Consider the following 15809-nt stretch of genomic DNA (forward strand, 5'->3'; position numbering starts at 1 on the left):
CCTAGTCGCCCGCACGCGTAGCCCGCCGCACGGCGAGGATCGTGGCGGCGGGACCGATCAGCTCGAAGAACACCGTCGTCCCGATGGTCAGCGTCAGGATCATCTCCGCCCGCTCCGGAAACTCCTGCGCCGCGACCAGCGCCATGCCCACCGCTACCCCCGCCTGCGGCAGCAATGCCGGACCGTAGAGCCAGCGTTCGCGCGCGGGCGCCCCGCCCAGGCGCGCGCCCAGCCAGCCGCCGCCAAGCCGCGCCGCGATGCGCAGCGCGGCATAGCCCGCCCCCAGCGCGCCCAGGGCGACGAGGCTCTCGGGGTCCAGAGAAGCCCCCGCGAGGATGAAGAACAGCAGCATGAAGGGCCACTGGATGTGCTCGATCTCGTGAAAGGCGCGCTCGTGATGCCGCGCGCGGTTCACGATCACCGCGCCTACCGTCATCCCGGCGAGCAGGAAGGAGACCTCGAGCCAGATGGCGAGCCCCGCGGTCAGGAAGACGAGGCCCAGCGCCTCGGTCTGCAGCGGCTCGCCGGGCGAGAGGCGCCCGGTCAGCGCCGCGGCCGGCAGCCCGATCGCGCCACCCAGCGCCAGCGCCCCGCCGATCTCCCAGGCCGCCTCGGCCAGCATGTGCCCGCCGTTCGCCCCGAGCAGCGCCTGCGCCACGACCACGGCGAGGGCGAAGGCGACCATGCCCCAGGCATCGTCGATCGCGACGATCCCGCGCAGGGTGTCGACGAAGCCGCCGCGGCAGCCGCTCTGGCGGATGGCGTCCTCCGTCGCGGCGGGCGCGGTCGCGGTCGCGATGGCCCCCAGCACCAGCGCCGTCGCGGGATCGAGGCCAAGCGCCCAGAGACCTGCCGCGACGAGCAGGAGCGTGATGCCCACGATGGCGAGCGAGACCGCCAGGATCGCGCGCCCGTGCGCCGCCAGCGTGCGCGCGTCGAGCGCGCCGCCCAGAAGGAAGGCCACCATCGTCAGCGCCGTGACGGAGAGGAATCCGTACCAGTCCTGCGCGGCCTGCGGGATGAGGTCGAGGCCGCCGCCGCCTGCCGCGATCCCGCAGGCCAGCAGCAGCGTGACCCTCGGCAGCGCCGTGCGCCGGCCGACGGCATCCGCCAGAAGCCCCGCCAGGAACAACCCGCCCAGCGCGAGCAGCACGGGCACCAGCGAGGCCGTCTCGACGTGGCCCATCAGCCTGCGAGCATCTTGAGGCCCTGCGTCACGTCCGAGCGCACGGCCAGCCGCAGGCCCGGCTCGTCGCCGGCCTTGAGGGCGGCGATGATCAGCCGGTGATAATGCGGCGGCTCGCGCCGCTTCAGCCGGGTGTAGAGGCGCCGCATGGTCGGACCCATCTGAAGCCAGACCGTCTCGGCCATCGCCAGCATCGCCGGGGCCTGCGCCCGCAGGTAGAGCGTGCGGTGAAACTCGAGGTTGGCGCGAATGTAGGCCACGGCGTCCTGCCGCTGCGCCGCCTCGCCGACGCTCGCGTTGATCGTCTGCAGCCGGTCGATCAGCGCCATGTGCGCGCGCGGCATGGCGCGGCTGGCGAGTTCCACCTCGAGCAGCGCCCGCAGCGCGGCCAGCTCCTCGATCCGCTCGTTGGAGAGCTCGGGCGTGGTGACGCGACCCGAACTCGACATCGACAGCGCGCCCTCGGCCACCAGCCGGCGCAGCGCCTCGCGCGCCGGCGTCATCGAGACGCCGAACTCGCGGCCGATACCGCGCAGCGTGAGCGCCTCGCCCGGTTCGATCTGCCCGTGCATGACGCGTGCGCGCAGGCCCCGGTAGACCCGGTCATGCGCGGCGGGCACGGCCTCGGAGGGGCGGGGATTGAGCAGCATGTCCTATGTGTGATCACAAATCGCGCGGCCGTCAATCACGCGAGCATCGCCGCGAAACGGTAGCGGTGCAGCGCCGTCCCGTGCTCGCGCAGCCAGCGCCGTTCCGCTTCGTAAGGGCCGTAGAGCCGGCGAACCACCTCCCAGAAGGCGCGCGAATGATTCATCTCGGCCAAATGCGCCACCTCGTGCGCCGCCACGTAGTCGAGCACCTCGGGCGGCGCCATCGCCAGCCGCCATGAGAAACTCAGCGCGCCCGCCTGCGAGCAGGAACCCCAGCGCGAGCGCGTGTCGCGCAGGGTGAGCCGCGAATAGGGCCGCCCGAGCGCCGCCGCGTGCCGGTCGGCAGCCGCCGCCAGGCGCTCGCGTGCAAGGGCCTTTAGCCAGCCTTGCACGCGCGCGCCCGCCTGCGCCGCAGGCCCCGGCACCAGAAGGCGGCCGCCCTCGCGCCGCACCGCCCGGCCCGTCCCCGGGGAGACGTCATGCGGCTCCCCCTCCACCGGCAGCGCCACGCCATGCGCCACTTCTACGGCGCCTGGCCTGTCGAGTTGCGCCCGCAGCCATTCCGCCTTGGAGCGGGCGAAGGCGAGCCCCTCGGCCTCCGACACGCCGCGCGGCAGGGTCAGGGTGATTCTGCCGTCCAGCGCCGAGACCCGCAGGCTGATCCGCCGCGCGCGCGGCGAGCGGCGCAGCGTGACGGCGATAGGGGGGTTGCCGGGCAGGACGCGTTGGCCCATATGCGCAATCTCCGGCCGCGTCGGCAAAGGCTTTGACAAGGGTTGCGCCCTTATGTCAGGAGCGCCGAGTCGCCGGCAAGAGCGAACACGAGATGAGGATGACCATGCCCAAGGAAGAATGGGGCACGAAGCGGCTCTGCCCGACCACAGGCAAGCGTTTCTACGATCTGAACCGCGATCCGGTGGTCAGCCCCTATACGGGCGAGATCGTCGATATCGAGACCGGCCGCAGCCGCATGATCTCTTCCGCCGCCGAAGAGAGCACGAAGGCGAGCAGCAAGTCCTCCGAAGGGGACAGCGCGGTGATCGAGGACGACTCGGTCGATGTGGATCTGGAGGACGATGTTCTCGAAGACGACGAGGACAGCAACGTCTCGCTGGACGACATCGCCGACGTATCCTCGGACGACGACGAGGGGTGATGCCGGGCGGTTTTCCGTGGCGCGCGGGCGCCGCATTTTCCGCTTGATCCTCTCCGGCGCTGCGTCTAGGACACGCGGCACCAAAGGGGCCTTAGCTCAGCTGGGAGAGCGCTTGCATGGCATGCAAGAGGTCACCGGTTCGATCCCGGTAGGCTCCACCAATACCCCTTGTTTTGGCACCGACAGAGACACGGCTGCCCGTCTCGGGCCGAGCGGCCCCGGCCGCAAGGACCGGGGCACGGGGCGCCGCTCAGAGAAGCAGGCGCCAGATCAGGTAATTGGGCGCGAGCATCGCGAAGGCGATGAGAAACAGCCGCGCATAGTGCACGGTCTTGCCGAGCCGCCCGCCGCCCTGCGTCGCCGGGCCGAGGCTCATGATGCCGGCCATCACGGCGTAGCCGCCGGCCTCGCGCTTCACCGCCTTCTGCCGCAGCGAGGCGAGCGCCGCCTCGCGCCGCGCCGCCAGTTCCGGCGGAAGCTCCTGCTCGAGCTGGGTGCTGCCGTCCATCCTGTCCCTCCTTCGTCAAGCTGCCACCTCGAGTTAGCTGGTCGTCCACGGTTGTCGACCCGTGACGTTGCCGCACCGCGCGCGTTGGACGGGCCGGCGCGGCGCGCTATGGTGACGCAGGTGGCTGGACGAGGCGCGGCATGAATCATCGAGGCTTGCTCGCGACGATTCCGCAGGCCGATCGCGCGCGCCTGACGGCCCGCTCGAGCGGGCCGGGCCTGCGCCGCCTGGGGGTGCACGGCGGCGCGATTCTGCTGCTCGGGGCGGCAATCGCGGCGCGCGTGCCGGGCTGGCCGCTCATCCTGCCGGTGCAGGGCGTGCTGCTCGCGTTTCTCTTCACGCTGCAGCACGAGACGACGCACAAGACGCCCTTCGCCGACGATCGGCTCAACGACTGGGTGGGCCGCATCGCCGGCGTGTTGATCGTGCAGCCCTTCGCCTGGTTCCGCTATTTCCACCTCGCGCATCACCGCCACACCAACGATCCCGACCGCGACCCCGAACGCGCAGCGGAGAAGCCCGGGAGCTGGCCGGCCTTCCTCTGGCATCTCTCGACGATCGGCTACTGGCGGGACAAGGCGGCGGTGCTGTGGACCAACGCCTTCGGCCGGATCGAGGCGGAATACCTGCCGCGCAGCGTGCACCCGCGGCTGCGCCGGGAGGCGCGGGTCATGCTGGCGGCCTACGCTTTGGCCGCCGCGCTGATGGCGACAGTCGCGCCCTGGCTCTTCACGGCCTGGCTATTGCCGCTGGCGCTCGGCTTCCCGGCCCTGCGGCTCTACCTTCTGGCCGAGCACGGACGCTGCCCGGCCGTGGCCGACATGTTCGCCAACACGCGCACCACGTTCACCACCGGGCTGGTGCGGTTTCTCGCCTGGAACATGCCCTATCACGCCGAACACCACGCCTGGCCCTCCGTCCCCTTCCACAAGCTGCCCGACCTCCACCGGATCGCGCGGCCGCATCTGAAGGAGACCGAACAGGGCTACGCCCGCTTCACGCGGCGGTATGCGGCCTCCCTTCGCTGAGGCGTCCTCAGCTCAGTCGGCGAGCAAGGCGTCGATCCGCTCCAGCGTCTCGATATCCGCCGCGATCTGCGCCTCGCTCGCCTCGGCGTCCATCCAGTAGACGAGCGCGCCCGTCTCCTCGGCCACCTGCTGCGCACGATCGCTGGCGATCGTCTGCCGCGCGACGGCGATGATCTTGTCGCGGACGTCCTGCGGGGTGTCCTCATGCACGAAGAGGCCGTTCCAGGTCGAGATGTCCAGTTCCGGCGCGAGCTCTCCGATGGTCGGCGTCTCGGGCAGGATCGCGATGCGCTCGCTGGTCATCGCTGCGAGCATGGTGACCTCGTCCAGGCAGGGCAGGATCAGCTGCAAGGTCGTGTTTATGACGTCGGCGTCGCCGCTGGCGAGCGTGTTGCAGTCGAGCGCGTCGAAGGCGGAGTCCGAGGAATAGGCGAAGCCCATCTCGCGCGCGAGCGCCTTGGTGACCCGTGTCGGCAGCGCCGCGCCGCCGAAATGGCCGAGCACCACGTCGTTGTCCTGCGCGTGCCGCGCCAGCGCGGCCATGTCCGCGTAGGGGGCGTCGCCGGAGGCGGCGATCACGAAGGGATAGGTCAGGAAGATGCCCAGCGGGTCGAAGGGGTCGGGATCGAGCGCGGGGATCCCGATCTGCGGGCCGATCACCGGCACGCCGATCACGAAGGAGCCGATCGTGTAGCCGTCGGGCGGCGCCATCGCCACCTCGACCGCGCCGGGGAAGGGTCCGCCGCCACCGCCCGGCTTGTTCAGCACCGCGGCAGGCACGCCGTAAGTCTCCTGGAAGTCCTCGGCGATCATCCGCGTCAGGATGTCCTCGAGGTCGCCGGGCGGCCAGGGCACGACGAATTCGACGGGCTTCTCGGGGTATTCCGCGACGGCCGGCGCCGCCGCCATCGCCAAAGGCGCTGCAAGCGCCGCGGTCAGGATCTTTTTCATCTCGTCCCTCCAAGACTGCCGCGACGCGGGTGACGCCACGTAATCCATTGTCGCGGGGCGGCCCGCGTCTGTCAAACGCCGCGCGCCCGTGCCCGCCGCGGGCGCACCGCCTCAGCCCGGCCGGAACACCGCGTCGAAGGCCGCGAGCGCCGCCAGCGGCCCGGAGAGCGTCACCGCCAGCCCCAGAAGGGCGAAGAGCCCGTCGCGGGCGAGCAGGCCGGTCGCCATGAGCAGCACCGCGAATCCGAGGATGGAGGAAGAGAAGGGAACGACCTCGAGAAAGGGCATCGCCAGGCCGCAGGCCAGGCAGGCGGCTTCGACGAGGTGCCGGCCCGGCCGCCGCAGCAGAACGCGCCAGCGCGGACGCGCGTGCCTGTCCAGCCAGCGCGCCAGCCCGGCCAGCCGCGCGATTCCGGCGCGCGCCCTCGGCCCGCTCAGCCGGCGGCGTGTGAGCTTCCCCGGAAGCCAGAGACACTCCTGCCCCGGCCAGAGCATCTGGGCCGAGACAAGCGCGATGGAGAGCCCGCAGACCGACGAGAAGAAGGGCACCCCGGAGAGCGGCGAGACGACAAGGAGCGCGGGCACCATCAGCACAGGCAGGAACGAGCGGCGGCCGAACGCCGCGACCACGTCGCCGAGGGTGACGGGATCGCTCTGCGCCGCGGCGCAGAGCCTGTGGAGGATCTCCTGCACCGCGCCACCGACCGCCGTGTTTCTCCCGTCATCCGCCGCTTCGGCGCCGGGTCGCCCCATTGCGTGGTCTCCTTCGCAGGCGCAAGCTCGTGCCTCGGCGCCATCGTGCCGCGACGCGGGAACCGCACCGCCTCGGCTCCGGTTCCGCCCTATCAAGGCTCAGGAGACCCGCATGCGCCAGACCCTCGCTATATTTCTCTCGCAACCCGCGGTCCTGATCGTGTGGCTGGCCCTCTCGCTCGTCAGCGTCGCCATCCTGATCCGGGACTTCCGCCGCAACAATCCCGAGATCGGCCCCCTGATGAAGGTCGTCTGGGCGCTGACGGTGCTCTATTCGGGCCCGGTCGGGCTGCTGATCTACTGGACCACGGGGCGCAAGCAGATCCCGCGCGACACCATCTGGCGGCGTGGGTGGCGTTCGACCGCCCATTGCTACTCCGGCTGCGGGCTCGGCGAGATCGTGGGCCTGATCCTGGCGGTGGGCATCCTCGCGCTGGGCACCATGCCGACGGCCCTCGTCACCTTCGCCTTCGCCTTCACTTTCGGAATCGTCCTGACCCTCGGGCCGCTGATGCACGATGGCGTGCCCTTCGGCCGGGCGATGCGCGACTCGCTGGTGAGCGAGACCGCCTCCATCGTGGTGATGGAGGTGGTGGCCATCGGCGTCGATCTCTGGCTTTCGGGCGACGCGGGGCTGGGCGACGTGCTGTTCTGGACGGCCATGATGACCTCGCTCACACTTGGTCTCGTCGCGGCATGGCCGGTGAACGTGGCGCTCGTGTATTTCGGCGTGAAGGAGGGGATGCACGACCCGCGCGAGATGGCCAAGGCCTGATCGCCCGCCTACAGCAGGGTCTGCGCGAGGATCGCCAGCGCGTAGATGCCGAGGATCGCGAAACTCTCGATCCCGATGCCGGCGGGGCCGTGCCGCTGCCTGTAGAGCTGGCCCAGCGTCAGGACCGCCGTCAGCATCAGGCCCACCACCAGCCAGAACAGGTCGTCGCGCCCGATGGCGTGGTAGAGCGAGCCCTCGCGATATCCGACATCGGAGATCGTCAGGAAGAGCGTGTCGAAGGTGTTGCCGCCGATGATGCCGCCGACGGCGAGTTGCAGCGCGCCGCGGCGCACCGCCGCGAGCGTGGTCACGAGTTCGGGCAGCGAGGTGACGACCGCCGTCGCGAGCGCGCCCATGACCGAGGCCGACAGCCCCAGCCGGTCCACCAGGACGCCGGCCACCTTGGCGATGAGCCAGCCGGCGGCGCCCATGATCAGCATCAGCAGCGCGAAGCGCAGCAGGAGCATCGCGGTGGACCGGTCGCGCGCCTCCGGTTCATCCGGTTCGTCAGGTTCGGTCTCATGCGTGCGGACGGGACGCCACATCGGCTTCTCGCGCACCTGATGCGAGGCATAGACGCCGAGCAGATAGACGCCGAAGAGCACGACGGAGGCCGGATGGACCGCAAAGAGCGCGACCTCCGGCAGCGCCCAGGCCGCGAGCGGCAGCGACAGCAGCAGCATCAGCAGCGTGCCTTGGAAAACGTTCGCGAGTTCGGCCGCGGCGTGTTCGAGATTGGCGCGGCGATGCAGCAGATCGGCCATGGCGAGGAAGGCCGTCTGCGCCGCGATCCCGCCGATGCCGTTGGAGAAGGCGAGCGAGGCGCGCCCGTCCAGCGCCGAGGTGAGCGAGACGATCGACCCCGAGAGCGACGTCGCCGCGCCGAGCAGCACGCCGCCCACCAGCGCCTCGCCCAGGCCGGTGCGGTCCGCGATCCGGTCGGCCATGCCGGTCAGCCGGGTGCCGCCGGTCAGGATGACGACCGTGGCGCCGGCGAAGAGCGCAAGAAGGATGATCGTATCGAGCGCAGCGAACATGACCCCCCAACACCACTGGCGGCGCCCGGTTTCAAACAGGAACCGCGACAGACTGACCGGGATTGTGCCATGACTGGCGAAAAGGGAGACACGCCGCATTGCAGGGACAGGCCAGCGTCTCTTGGCGCGCCAGGCCCGACAGGGTGCTGCGCGCCGCGCTCGGCGAGGCGCATGTCGTGGGCATGGTCTTCGCGCCCCCCTTCGCCGTGGCGCTGGCAGAGGGTGCGGGGCGGCTCGCCATCGCGCTTGGCTGTGCGCTGCTGCCCACGCTCGCAGGCGCCGCGCTGGCGCCGCGGTTCCCGCCCCAGCGCGACCTCAGACAGATCGAGGCGCTGGCGGTGCTGGTGCTGCTCTTCGTGGGCGTCGCCGCGCTCGCAGCGCCGGCTTATGTGACGCTGGGCATGCCCCCGGTCGACGCGGCCTTCGAAAGCGTCTCGGCGATCACCTCCACGGGGCTCACCGTGGCGACCGGCACGATGGAGTGGCCGCTTGCGGGCCACGCGCTGCGGGCCTGGATGCAGTGGTGCGGCGGCTTCGCGATCGCCGTGGCGGGGGTCGCGCTGATCCTCGGGCCGGGTGCGGCGGCGCGCGGCGCGGCCAGCACGATGGGGCGCGCCGGGTTGCCCGACCGCGACCTGCGCACCTCGACCCGCCGCCAGGCGCGGGCGCTGCTCGTGGCCTATGTCGTGCTCACTGTGGCGGCGGTCGCGGTCTTCCTGCCGCTCTTCCCGAGCTGGTGGGAGGCGATCGCCGTGGCGCTCAGCGCCGTCTCGACGGGCGGCTTCACGCCGCGCCCCGACAGTCTCGCCAGCTATTCGCGTGCCGCCCAGGCCGCGGTGATGCTGGTCTCGCTCGCGGCCGCGTTTTCGCTGCTGTTCTACGTGAAGCTGCGCCGCGACGGGCTGCGCGGCGCGCTCTTCGGCACCAATGCCGCGGCGATGCTCGCCTTCGCGCTGGGCGCTTCGGGGCTGGCCGCGCTCCTGCATCTGGCGCTGAGCGGCAGCCCGGCCCAGGCGCTCGACAGTCTGCTCAACACTCTGAGCGGCGTGACCACGGCGGGTTTTTCCGTCGCGCCGGTGGACGCGGCTCCGCCCCTGCTTGCGCTTCTGCTCGCGGTGATGGTGGTGGGCGGCGGCGCGGGCTCGACCGCAGGCGGAATCAAACTCGAACGCGCACTCACCTTCGCGCGGGCGGTGCGCGTCGCGCTGCTGCGCCTCCGCGTGCCGGCCGAGGCCGTGACGCCGCTGATGGCGAACGGCGAGCGCATGCCGGAGCAGCGGATCGTGGCGACGCTCGCGGTCGTCGCGCTCTACGCGGCCTCGGCGCTCGCCGTCTGGCTCGCCATGCTGGCCGGAGGTGTCCCGGCCCTGGCCGCGCTGTTCGACACGGTTTCGGCCCTCTCCACGGTGGGTCTCTCGGCCGGGGCGGCCGGGCCCGACCTCGCCTGGCCGCTCAAGCTCGTGCTGATCGCGGCCATGCTGCTCGGGCGACTGGAATTTCTCGCGCTCATCGCGGTGCTCGCGCCCGCGACATGGGCGCCGGATCGCGGCTGAAGGAAAGGAAGGACGCCATGCGCATCGTCATCGTCGGGGCCTCGCGTTTCGGAATCGCCACCGCCGAACAGCTCGTCGAGGAAGGGCACGACGTGGTGCTCGTCGACCAGGACGGCGCCAAGCTCGAACGTCTGGCGGAAGAGATCGACTGCGGCTTTCTGGAGGGCGACGGCTCGCTGCCCTCGGTGCTGCGCGACGCCTATGCCGACGGCGCGGACGCGCTGGTGCTGCTGACCAACGTGGACGACGTGAATATCCTCGCGGCTCTGGTCGGCCGGTCGGTCGGCTACCCCCGCGTCGTGCCGCAGATCGTCCGGCGGCAGCTTCTCGCTGTTTGCGACGAACTCGGACTGGAGAACCTGATCACGCCCCATGCCACGGTCGCGCGGTCGATCGTGCGCTCGCTCGAAGAGCATGCCGACACGGCGCTCGACCTGCGGGCTTATTCGGGCTTCGACGTGCTCGGCTACAAGGTTCAGGCCGCGCAGGACGGGCAGGGCGTGTCTGACCTCGGGCTGCCGAAGCAGGCGCGCGCCATCGCGCTCACCCGCGAGGGCGAAGACCGTCTGCTCGACGAGGACACGACCGTGCGCGAGGGCGATCTGCTGATCGTCGCTGTCGCGCCCGACGCGCAGGATCGCATGGACCAGCTTTTCGCGGAGCCCGAAGACAACTCCGACGCGGAGTGAGTTCGAAAGCCGCAACGAAGGAGGCCCCGCGCCATCGTCCGGCGCGGGGCCTTGCGGGTCCGGCCGCAGGCGGCCCTGCGCGGCTCAGTCGTTGCCCTGCGCGCCGCGCCGTGCGCCTTCGGCGATCCGGGCCGCGCTCTTGCGCGCTTCCTCGGCCGTCCTTTCGACCGCCTCTTCCGCGTCGGGCACCCGCTCGCGCAGGGCTTCGCCGGTCTCGCGCGCCATCTGGCGCGCCTCGTCCGTCGCGCCTCGCGCCGCGTCGGCGAGACGGTCGCGCTCGCGCCGATAGATGGCGTCCGCCTCGTTCATCAGCTTTTCCGACACGTCGCCAAGCCGCTCGGTTTCGAAGCGGGTGCGCGGCAGGGCGGCGGCGATCGCCGCACCGGCCGCGAGCGCCACGGCGCCGGCGACGAAGGGATGATGGCGCACCGTTTCGGCGGCACGTTCCGGCGCTTCGTCGATCGCGTGTCCCGCGCTCGACCGGACACGATGCGCGGCCTCGCGGGCACGGTCGCGGGCTTCGATGGCGCGAACACGGGCTGCCACGACGCGCGCCCGCGCTTCGCGGCTCATGCCCTCGGTGCCCGCGTCGATCCGGTCGCGCAGCGCATCGAAACGGTCCTCGATGTCGTCGCCGAACGCTTCGGCGCGCGCCCGGAGGTCGCGCGCACCGCTGCGCAGCCTGTCGCTGTCGGCAGCGTGGCGCAGCCGCGCGGCGCGACGGCGCGCCGCCTCGCGCGTCCTTTCGTAGGCGGCGCGCGCATCCTCGCGCTCGATCCGCGGCGCGAGAAGCAGGGCGATGCCGGCCGCCGTCAGCGCGGTGCCCACCGGATTGGCGCGCGCGGCGTCGACGATGCCGCTGCCGAGGTGCCGGGTCTGACGGGCAGCGCCGCTGAACCGGCCATGCTCCTCGCCGTCCTCCCAGCGCTCGAAATCCGATACGCCCGGATCGACGCGCTCGTAGAGCGCTGCATAGACGGCGGGGTCGTCCTCGACAGTGACCGGGTCGGGCCTCGCGGCCCCCGGAGTCGCCCCGGCCGTCTGCGTTTCACCGCGCGGGACGGATCGCCTACGGAGGGGATCGTTGGTCTGCCAGGCAGTCATCTTGCGTCCTTTCTCGTCCAGAAGGGCCGTCGCGGCGCGTCCGACGCGCCGGTGTCTTGGACTGTCAACGACATCCCCCCGCTTGGGTTCCGCGCGAGGAACGAAGCGCGCCCGCCGCCGTTTCCTGCTCCCTGACGAAGAATGGAGACCCGATGGCCTACACGATCCCGCTTCTCGAGATTGCGCCGGTCACGCACGACACGAACCGGCTCGTCTTCGAAAAACCGATGGGCTTCGAGTTCGTCCCGGGGCAGGCCGTCGAGATGACGCTGGACCGCGACGGCTGGCGGGACGAGCGCCGGCCCTTCACGATGACGAGCCAGCCGGAGGACGCGCACCTCGAGTTCGTCATCAAGAGCTATCCCGACCACGACGGGGTGACAGCCCGCATTCCCGAAATGCGGCCGGGCGATCGCGTCCGCATTGGCGCGCCCTGGGGCGCGATCCACGATGCTGGGCCCGGCGTCTTCGTCGCGGGTGGCGCGGGGCTCACGCCCTTCATCTCGATCCTGCGTCGGCGCGCGCGCGACGGGGCGCTCGGCGGATGCCACCTCGTCTTCTCGAACAAGGCCGAGCAGGACATCATCCTGCGCCAGGAGTGGGAGCGCGCGCCGGACCTGCGTACCAGTTTCGTGCTGGACGCGCCGCACGAAACCTTTCCGCAGGGGCCGCTCGACGCGGAGTTACTGGGCCGCCTCGTCGGCGACTTTTCGGGGCTTTTCTACCTCTGCGGCCCGCCGCCGATGGAGAAGGCCGTCCGCGACGCCCTCGCCGCGCACGGCGTCGGGGACGACGGCATCGTGTCCGAGGAGATGCCGCCGAAGGAGGAGCGCGACGCGCTTTTCGAAAGTTGAGCGCTTAGCGGAACAGCGGCGCCACGGGCACGTTGGGGGCCAATGAATGAGGTTCGCGCCGCCAGCTCCCGGATGCTTCGGGATCGCGGCGGCGCGAACGAACGACACGCAAGCTTCGAAGGAGACATCCATGAAACGCGCAACTCTTCTCGCCTCGGTCGCCGCGCTCGCAGCCGCGCCGGTCTTCGCCGACAGCCATGATGGCGAAAACGGCGGTCAGACCGCGATGCAGGAGCAGAACGGCGAGGCACAGACGTCGGAGCAGCAGTCCGACATGGCCTCCGGTCAGGACGATCAGGAGACCGGCATGATGTCGGGCGAAGACGGCGAGCAATCCGACATGGCCTCCGGCCAGGGGGATGAGACGGACATGGCCGCCGACGAGACCGACGCCACAGAGGACAACGGCGTGGTCGCGATGGACGAGCACGCCAGCGGGATCACCTCGGGCGAAATGACCACGAACATGCTGCGCGCCTCCGAGATCATCGGCGGCGACGTCTATGCCGTCGAGCAGGAATGGTCCGACGACGAGTGGGCGGCTTCCGAGGTCTTTGACACGATCGAGGACGGCTGGCAGGAAGTTGGCGACATCTCCGACGTGGTGCTCAGCAAGGACGGCAAGGCCGTGGGGCTCGTCATCGAGCACGGCGGCTTCCTCGACATCGGCGACGACAACGTCCTGCTGTCGATGAAGGACGTCCGCCGGGTCGAGACCGGCGGCGGCGACATCGACTATGTCACAAACATGACCGAGAGCAGCATCGAAGGCATGCCGGAGGTCGAAGAAAACTGGTTCTGAGGTCCGACCCGGACCGAAGGGAGGCCCCGGCCGCGCACGGCGCGGCGGGGCCTTTTCCGTTTCCGGCGCCGCGCCCGCGCGGGAACTCTTTGCCGCCGGAGCGGGTTGATCCGCCGACCTGATCGGGCATGACCCGCGACGCGACCGGCCTCCGGGGCCGGTCATCTCCGCATCGCCCGACACCGCCTGAAGGAGGCACGCATGACCGATCCCACACGAGAGGCCGAGGCTGCGGCACAGGCTGTCACCGAAGAGGCGCGCGACGCGGTCGCTGAGGCCCGCGAAGCGGCCGCCCGCTCGCTGGACGAGGCCGGTCGCCGCGCGCGGGAAGAGGCGAATGCCCGCGTGTCGCAGGCCGCCGACGACGCGGCCGCCGAGGCCGCGAACGCCGCCCGCGCCGCCGAGGATGCCGCGGCAGAGTTCGGCGCCGACAGCGTCGAGGCGAAGGCGCTCAGGAGCATCGCGCAGTTCCTGGAAGATACCGCCGAACGTCTACACGCGCTCGATCTGGAAAGCATGGTTCACGGCGTCGACCGTTTCGCGCAGCGCCACCCGATGGCGTTCCTGGCAGGCGCTGCGGCGCTGGGCTTCGCCGCGGCGCGGCTCCTGCGCGCCGCGGATCGTGCCGATGCGTCCGACGCCGCACCCGGGCCGTCGCAATCGGCGACCTCTGCGGGCTTCGGCGGTCCCGCCGGCGCAGTCTCGCCGCAGACCGGCACCGGGGAGGATGACGGCCCATGAGCGAGCAGGAACCTCCCCGCCGTTCCGCCGCCGCGCTCCTCGTGCAGGCGTTCGACCAGGCGCGCGGCCTTCTGCGCCGGGAACTGGATCTGGCGCGGGCCGAGGCGGATCGAAGCCTGCGGAGCGCTGGCGCCGCGCTGGGCCTGCTGGCCGTCGCCCTGCTGCTCGCGATCACCGCGCTCGACGTGCTGGCCGAAGCGGCCGTGCTGGCTCTGGAGCGCTCGGGGCTCACGCCTGGGTGGGCCGCCGTGCTCGTGGGCGGGGCGCTCGCGCTGGTCGCCTTGGTCGTCGCATGGCGCGGCCTGCGCGATCTCGACCGTGCGCGCCTCGCGCCCGAGCGGGTGGGCGAAAGCCTCCGCGAGGATGCGCGCCGGGTGAAGGAGGCGGCAGATGCCGGACACTGAAAGCCCCGAGACCATTGCGCGCGACATCGCCAAGCGGCGCGCGGCGCTGGCCGCTACGGTGGAAGAGCTTCAGTCGCGCGCCGCGCCGAGCGCGCTCGTCGCGGCGGCAGGCGAGGCTCTGCGCAAGGAGGGGCCCGACCTCGCGAAGCTGACAGCGCGCAGGCTCGCGCGCAACCCGGGGGCCACGGCGATGCTGCTGGGTGGCCTGGCCTGGCTGGCGGCCGGAAGGTCGCAGACCGCAGACACGGCCGACTCCGCGCAAGCCGACTCCGGCGAGGGCATCGGCCGGCACCTGCGCCGCGAGACGCAGGCGCATCCCGTGCTGGCCGGAAGCCTGGCCGCACTTGCGGGCGGCGCGCTCGGCGCGGCCGTCTTCGCGGCGGCGCGGCGGCGCGGCGAGGCGCGGCCCGAGGAGGCGCTTGACATCGAGGCGCGCATCGCCGCCGGCCGGGCGGAGACCGTCTGGCAGCTCGAGCGCGCACGCGCCGAGCGCGGCGAGGCGCTGGCCGGACGCGACCGCGTGCAGGCGCCGGCGATGCCGTCCGCGGCGGCGGCACGCGAAGACGTCTGATCGCGCGCGCCATCGGGCCTCGCTCTAAACGCGACGGAGCTGCGGTGCCCGACGCCGCCTCGTTCGGCTCGACCGCGCGGAGCCCCGGACGGCGGCCCACGGTGCTGCCAACGTGCGACTGCCTCCACTCTTGCCCCTCGCACCCCCACGCGCCGCACCCCTGACAGTCCACCGGAGCGCGCCGAGACAGCCGGTGCGCGGATATTCGCCGGTCTCCCTGTGCGGCGGAACACCGCACGCGCCGCGCGAGTTGAACGAATGCGATGCCGAGAAGGCGGGCGTGACCGACCGGAACGCGGAACGCCCCGCGAGACCGGGGCACAGAGGCGCCACGGGCGCTCCGGCCTCACCGCTTTCGCCAGCTCGCGCGTGCAAGGGAGGTGCTGGCATGACCGCAAGATGGACGGAACCCGCACGCGCCGCGGTCGCAGAAGCGCGCGGCGCCGCTCGCTCCGGCCGTCCGCAGCGACGCGCCCAGCCCGATCGCGCGACGCGCGATGCCCTGCAGCAGGAGATGCTCGAAGAAGTCCGGGCGCTGCGCGCCTTCGCGATCAGCCTCACCCGCGACGGAACCCAGGCCGACGACCTTGTGCAGGAGACGCTGATGAAGGCCTGGTCCAACCTGGGCAGCTTCACGCCCGGGACCAACATGCGCGCCTGGCTCTTCACCATCCTGCGCAACACCTTCTATTCCGAGCGCCGAAAGGCCCGCCGCGAGGTCGCCGACGAGGACGGCGAGCGCGCGGGCGATCTCGCGGTGAAGCCCTCGCACGACGGGCGGCTGAACCTGCGCGATTTCCGCCGGGCCTTTGCGCAGTTGAGCGACGAGCAGCGTGAGGTGCTGATCCTCGTCGGGGCGCTCCAGCATTCCTACGAGGACGCGGCGGCGATGTGCGGCGTCCGCGTCGGCACGATCAAGAGCCGCCTGAACCGCGGCCGCGCCCGGCTCGCCGAACTCATGGGGCTGGACGGGCGGCAGGCGACCGAGGCCACCGATCCGATCACCTCGGCAGTCGTGGCGCAGAACGGCCGCAACGCCGGCTGAGA

Annotated in this window: 19 protein-coding genes and 1 tRNA gene; 12 read left to right on the top strand and 8 right to left on the bottom strand. The window is 71.5% G+C overall.

Annotated elements, in window-relative coordinates; all coding sequences use genetic code 11:
* Nucleotide 1 precedes the first annotated feature (1 nt).
* Genes DRV85_RS06235 through DRV85_RS06245 form a run of 3 tightly spaced genes read right to left on the bottom strand, consistent with a single transcriptional unit; the run spans nt 2 to nt 2570 of the window.
* Nucleotides 2-1186, bottom strand: a complete 1185-nt coding sequence (locus tag DRV85_RS06235; RefSeq protein ID WP_113288580.1) for a cation:proton antiporter — start codon at nt 1184-1186, stop codon at nt 2-4.
* Nucleotides 1186-1836 (bottom strand): GntR family transcriptional regulator, encoded by a 651-nt coding sequence (locus tag DRV85_RS06240; protein WP_113288581.1) that lies wholly within the window; start codon nt 1834-1836, stop codon nt 1186-1188. Before DRV85_RS06240 ends, DRV85_RS06235 begins: the two co-directional genes overlap by 1 nt.
* A 35-nt stretch (nt 1837-1871) precedes the next feature.
* Nucleotides 1872-2570 (bottom strand): M48 family metallopeptidase, encoded by a 699-nt coding sequence (locus tag DRV85_RS06245; protein ID WP_113288582.1) that lies wholly within the window; start codon nt 2568-2570, stop codon nt 1872-1874.
* Nucleotides 2571-2674: 104 nt separating this feature from the next.
* Here DRV85_RS06245 and DRV85_RS06250 point away from each other — a divergent pair, with 104 nt between their 5' ends.
* Both DRV85_RS06250 and DRV85_RS06255 read left to right on the top strand, forming a co-directional pair.
* Nucleotides 2675-2992, top strand: a complete 318-nt coding sequence (locus DRV85_RS06250; RefSeq protein WP_158540112.1) for a TIGR02300 family protein — start codon at nt 2675-2677, stop codon at nt 2990-2992.
* Nucleotides 2993-3077: 85 nt separating this feature from the next.
* Nucleotides 3078-3153 (top strand) — tRNA-Ala (locus DRV85_RS06255).
* Nucleotides 3154-3242: 89 nt separating this feature from the next.
* Here DRV85_RS06255 and DRV85_RS06260 read toward each other — a convergent pair.
* Nucleotides 3243-3500, bottom strand: coding sequence for a hypothetical protein (locus tag DRV85_RS06260; RefSeq protein ID WP_113288584.1), 258 nt, complete (start codon nt 3498-3500; stop codon nt 3243-3245).
* Nucleotides 3501-3640: 140 nt separating this feature from the next.
* On the opposite strand from DRV85_RS06260, the gene DRV85_RS06265 reads away from it, so the two are divergent.
* A complete protein-coding gene (locus tag DRV85_RS06265; RefSeq protein ID WP_113288585.1) occupies nt 3641-4528 on the top strand; it encodes a fatty acid desaturase in 888 nt (295 codons plus the stop codon).
* Nucleotides 4529-4540: 12 nt separating this feature from the next.
* Here DRV85_RS06265 and DRV85_RS06270 read toward each other — a convergent pair whose 3' ends face one another.
* Complete coding sequence (locus tag DRV85_RS06270) at nt 4541-5479, bottom strand: tripartite tricarboxylate transporter substrate binding protein (RefSeq protein ID WP_113288586.1); 939 nt, start codon at nt 5477-5479, stop codon at nt 4541-4543.
* Nucleotides 5480-5590: 111 nt separating this feature from the next.
* A complete protein-coding gene (locus tag DRV85_RS06275; protein ID WP_113288587.1) occupies nt 5591-6232 on the bottom strand; it encodes an exopolysaccharide biosynthesis protein in 642 nt (213 codons plus the stop codon).
* A 112-nt stretch (nt 6233-6344) separates the two neighbouring features.
* Here DRV85_RS06275 and DRV85_RS06280 point away from each other — a divergent pair, with 112 nt between their 5' ends.
* The gene (locus tag DRV85_RS06280; protein WP_113288588.1) at nt 6345-7007 is read left to right on the top strand and encodes a DUF4396 domain-containing protein; all 663 of its coding nucleotides are present in this window, start codon (nt 6345-6347) and stop codon (nt 7005-7007) included.
* Between the two features lie 8 nt (nt 7008-7015).
* On the opposite strand, the gene DRV85_RS06285 is transcribed toward DRV85_RS06280, so the two are convergent.
* Nucleotides 7016-8044 (bottom strand): sodium:calcium antiporter, encoded by a 1029-nt coding sequence (locus DRV85_RS06285; protein ID WP_113288589.1) that lies wholly within the window; start codon nt 8042-8044, stop codon nt 7016-7018.
* A 98-nt stretch (nt 8045-8142) separates the two neighbouring features.
* Here DRV85_RS06285 and DRV85_RS06290 point away from each other — a divergent pair, with 98 nt between their 5' ends.
* Nucleotides 8143-9597 (top strand): potassium transporter TrkG, encoded by a 1455-nt coding sequence (locus DRV85_RS06290; protein WP_147238814.1) that lies wholly within the window; start codon nt 8143-8145, stop codon nt 9595-9597.
* Nucleotides 9576-10286: a potassium channel family protein gene (locus tag DRV85_RS06295; RefSeq protein WP_233495414.1), complete on the top strand. Its 711-nt coding sequence runs from the start codon at nt 9576-9578 to the stop codon at nt 10284-10286. The genes DRV85_RS06290 and DRV85_RS06295 overlap by 22 nt, the downstream gene beginning before the upstream one ends.
* A gap of 84 nt (nt 10287-10370) precedes the next feature.
* On the opposite strand, the gene DRV85_RS06300 is transcribed toward DRV85_RS06295, so the two are convergent.
* Nucleotides 10371-11390, bottom strand: coding sequence for a hypothetical protein (locus DRV85_RS06300; RefSeq protein WP_113288592.1), 1020 nt, complete (start codon nt 11388-11390; stop codon nt 10371-10373).
* A 152-nt stretch (nt 11391-11542) separates the two neighbouring features.
* Here DRV85_RS06300 and DRV85_RS06305 point away from each other — a divergent pair, with 152 nt between their 5' ends.
* The 6 genes from DRV85_RS06305 to DRV85_RS06330 all read left to right on the top strand — a co-directional run bounded on the left by DRV85_RS06305 (nt 11543) and on the right by DRV85_RS06330 (nt 15807).
* Nucleotides 11543-12244 (top strand): FAD-binding oxidoreductase, encoded by a 702-nt coding sequence (locus DRV85_RS06305; RefSeq protein WP_113288593.1) that lies wholly within the window; start codon nt 11543-11545, stop codon nt 12242-12244.
* Between the two features lie 130 nt (nt 12245-12374).
* Complete coding sequence (locus DRV85_RS06310; protein ID WP_158540113.1) at nt 12375-13046, top strand: PRC-barrel domain-containing protein; 672 nt, start codon at nt 12375-12377, stop codon at nt 13044-13046.
* Nucleotides 13047-13247: 201 nt separating this feature from the next.
* Nucleotides 13248-13787 carry a hypothetical protein gene (locus tag DRV85_RS06315; RefSeq protein ID WP_113288595.1) on the top strand — a complete coding sequence of 180 codons (540 nt, stop codon included), beginning with the start codon at nt 13248-13250 and terminating at the stop codon, nt 13785-13787.
* The gene (locus DRV85_RS06320) at nt 13784-14191 is read left to right on the top strand and encodes a phage holin family protein (protein WP_113288596.1); all 408 of its coding nucleotides are present in this window, start codon (nt 13784-13786) and stop codon (nt 14189-14191) included. Before DRV85_RS06315 ends, DRV85_RS06320 begins: the two co-directional genes overlap by 4 nt.
* Nucleotides 14178-14762, top strand: coding sequence for a DUF3618 domain-containing protein (locus DRV85_RS06325; protein ID WP_113288597.1), 585 nt, complete (start codon nt 14178-14180; stop codon nt 14760-14762). Before DRV85_RS06320 ends, DRV85_RS06325 begins: the two co-directional genes overlap by 14 nt.
* Nucleotides 14763-15150: 388 nt before the next feature.
* Nucleotides 15151-15807: an RNA polymerase sigma factor gene (locus DRV85_RS06330; protein WP_113288598.1), complete on the top strand. Its 657-nt coding sequence runs from the start codon at nt 15151-15153 to the stop codon at nt 15805-15807.
* Nucleotides 15808-15809: the final 2 nt, after the last annotated feature.

Origin of the sequence: Rhodosalinus halophilus, from assembly GCF_003298775.1 — a bacterium.
GTDB classification, from domain to species: Bacteria; Pseudomonadota; Alphaproteobacteria; order Rhodobacterales; family Rhodobacteraceae; genus Rhodosalinus; species Rhodosalinus halophilus.